At 57.5% G+C, this 603-nt stretch carries 1 protein-coding gene; it reads right to left on the bottom strand.

Going from position 1 to position 603, the window contains the following annotated elements; translation table 11 throughout:
• Positions 1–473, bottom strand: a 473-nt coding sequence (locus tag QMF38_RS11410) for a DUF2213 domain-containing protein (RefSeq protein WP_281759502.1), incomplete at its 3' end; no start/stop codon positions are given.
• Positions 474–603: the final 130 nt, after the last annotated feature.

The following is a 603-nucleotide window of genomic DNA, read 5'->3' on the forward strand; positions in this document are numbered from 1 at the left end:
TTGCCGACGATGTTGACCTGCAAGTACGTGCCGTCCTCTTGCGGGACGTAGTCGCACTCATAGCCTGCAGAGACTTCTCGCTTGCCGCCCATGATCTCGTCGATGAGGCGCTTGTCGTAGATGATGAGATCGGCGAACAGGAGATCGCTGTCCTCGCCTGTGCCGCGCCGAACGTTGCGCGCGGTTCCCTTGACATAGACCGCCGCGTCCTCCGGTGATACGCCGTCTGGAGGATGTCGGTCCGTCACGGGCTTGCCCTCGAAGCTCGCCATCGCAGCGGCACTAAACACTTCTTCTGGCGGCCGGAAGACACGCACGATGTTGTTTCCGGGCAGGCCGATCTCGCTTTCAAGATACTCGTACCAGCCGGCACGACTGATCGAGACATTCTGCGCGATTAGAAAGCCCTCCGGCGTAAAGGACAGGTTTGGTGAGAAGCGACTGGCATAATACGCTTTGGTCGTGATTCTCACCCCCTTTCAGCATGAAAAAAAGAGCCTCAGTAGGCTCCCGTAAATCGTTTGAACTCCGCTTGTGTCATCCGGACGATTTGCCCGTTTCGATACACCTTCGCCGGCCATTCGACGCCGTAGTCAAGTCGTA

Origin of the sequence: Alicyclobacillus hesperidum subsp. aegles (genome assembly GCF_027923525.1) — a bacterium.
Classification (GTDB): domain Bacteria; phylum Bacillota; class Bacilli; order Alicyclobacillales; family Alicyclobacillaceae; genus Alicyclobacillus; species Alicyclobacillus aegles.